This is a genomic window from Fulvivirga sp. (genome assembly GCF_040220315.1).
In the GTDB taxonomy this organism is placed as follows: domain Bacteria; phylum Bacteroidota; class Bacteroidia; order Cytophagales; family Cyclobacteriaceae; genus Fulvivirga.
Genome location: NZ_JAVJUY010000404.1, coordinates 1 through 1,963, shown reverse-complemented (window position 1 = coordinate 1,963; position 1,963 = coordinate 1). Strand labels below are relative to the sequence as shown.

The window sequence follows — 1,963 nt, the reverse complement described above, 5'->3', positions numbered from 1 at the left end:
TTATATTACTGCTAACCCACCGCTAAACAGAACGGGTAAAACTGTAGCTGTTATAGGTTCAGGGCCAGCAGGACTAGCGGCTGCCGATCAGCTCAACAAAGCGGGGCATACTGTTACTGTTTTTGAGCGCGATGATAGAATTGGCGGGTTATTACGCTATGGTATCCCGGATTTTAAGCTAGAGAAATGGGTAGTGGAGAGAAGGGTAAAACTTATGGAAGAAGAGGGAATTATATTCATTACCAACTGTGAGATTGGTTCGAACAAACCTGCTTCTGAAGTGATGGATGAATTTGATGTGATTGTGATGTGCACAGGTAGCACAGTGCCCAGGGATTTATCTATTCCGGGCAGAAATGCTAAAGGCGTACACTTCGCCATGGAGTTTTTAACGCAACAAAATAAAAAGGTGGCTGGCGATGGAGTTAACCCTAAAGACATAATATCTGCCAAAGACAGACATGTGGTGGTGATTGGAGGTGGAGATACCGGCTCCGATTGTATTGGAACCTCTCACCGCCAAGGCGCCAAATCGGTAGTTCAACTCGAGTTACTACCCAAGCCACTTAATCATAGAACAGAAAAAGATCCGTGGCCACTATGGCCTATGACCATGCGCACCTCTAGCAGCCATGAAGAAGGTGGTGAGAGAAAGTGGTCTGTGCTTACCAAAGAATTTATAACGGATGAACATGGGCAGGTAAAAGAACTGAAATTGGTGCCTATCGAATGGCAAGTAGATAAAAAATCCTTTACTGAACTTACTGAACAGGAATATAGCATTAAATGTGATCTAGCATTATTGGCAGTAGGTTTCACTTCCCCGGAAAAAGGTGTTTTAGATCAGTTTAATGTTAAAGTGGAACCATCCGGACTTATTAAATCAAACAAGTACAAAACTAACCGAACCAAGGTATTCACAGCCGGTGATGCCCGCAGAGGCCAATCATTGGTAGTTTGGGCGATATCCGAAGGCAGGGAAGCGGCCTATTATGTTGATGAATTTTTGATGGGAAGCAGTAATTTAGAGCGTAAGAATAATAGCCTTACCGCTCTACAAAATGCCTAAAATTGATAAAGATTATCTGCTAAAAAAATTTCCTGGAAAGGGCGGCTGGACCTATGCCGAGATTCCTGAAATACCTCAAGATAAAAGGTCACCTTTTGGCTGGGTTCGGGTCAATGTAAGTATAGATGGGTTTGAGATGAAAAAATACAAACTCATGCCTATGGGAAATGGTCAGTTATTTCTTCCGGTAAAAGCAGAAATACGAAAGAAAATAAAAAAGGGAGCTGGCGATACTGTTCATGTGATAATAGAGATTGATCAATCTTCATTAGAGACACCTCAGGAAATTCTTGACTGCTTTGCAAATGAGCCAAAATCAACATTCGATTTCTACAATTCGCTCACTCAACATGAACAAAAGGTCTATCTCGATTGGATTTATGACGCGAAAACTGAGGAAAAAAGAGCTGAACGTATCATCGAGATGATGGATAAACTGGCTGCTGGTAGAAAATTTTACCACTAAACTCCCATTATAATATAAAATAAATCGTTTGCGTTAATTTTTAGCCCTAATATTTTCAATTAACTATCTATTTTTCGTATTATGGTAATTATTTTAACCACTACACACATATTATGAGTAAAAATATAGGAAGTAAGGCTTTTTTTGTAGTCTTATCTGGCTTAGTTATTCTTTCGCTTCTCTATAGTACAGAATATCAAGTTTTAGGAAATACAGATACCCTCGATACAGGTGATATGGCATGGATGATCGTGTCCAGTGCCTTTGTTTTATTAATGACACCGGGTTTGGCATTTTTCTACGGAGGAATGGTCAATAAAAAGAATGTAATCTCCACGATGCTTCAAAGTTTTGTTGCACTAGGGGTGATCAGTATTCTCTGGGTATTGGTAGGCTTTAGCCTGGCTTTTGGTGATAGTATTGGGGGA

2 protein-coding genes and 1 pseudogene are annotated in these 1,963 nt (G+C 40.3%); all 3 read left to right on the top strand.

Annotation, left to right across the window (positions count from 1 at the left end; genetic code table 11):
• A partial coding sequence (locus RLO81_RS20645; RefSeq protein ID WP_350116423.1) for a glutamate synthase subunit beta occupies positions 1-1,069 on the top strand: 1,069 nt, incomplete at its 5' end.
• Entirely contained in the window at positions 1,062-1,535 is a 474-nt protein-coding gene (locus RLO81_RS20640; RefSeq protein ID WP_350116421.1) for a YdeI/OmpD-associated family protein, read from the top strand. The genes RLO81_RS20645 and RLO81_RS20640, both read left to right, overlap by 8 nt.
• A gap of 113 nt (positions 1,536-1,648) precedes the next feature.
• Positions 1,649-1,963 (top strand): annotated as a pseudogene (locus RLO81_RS20635) (ammonia channel protein); the annotation flags it as partial.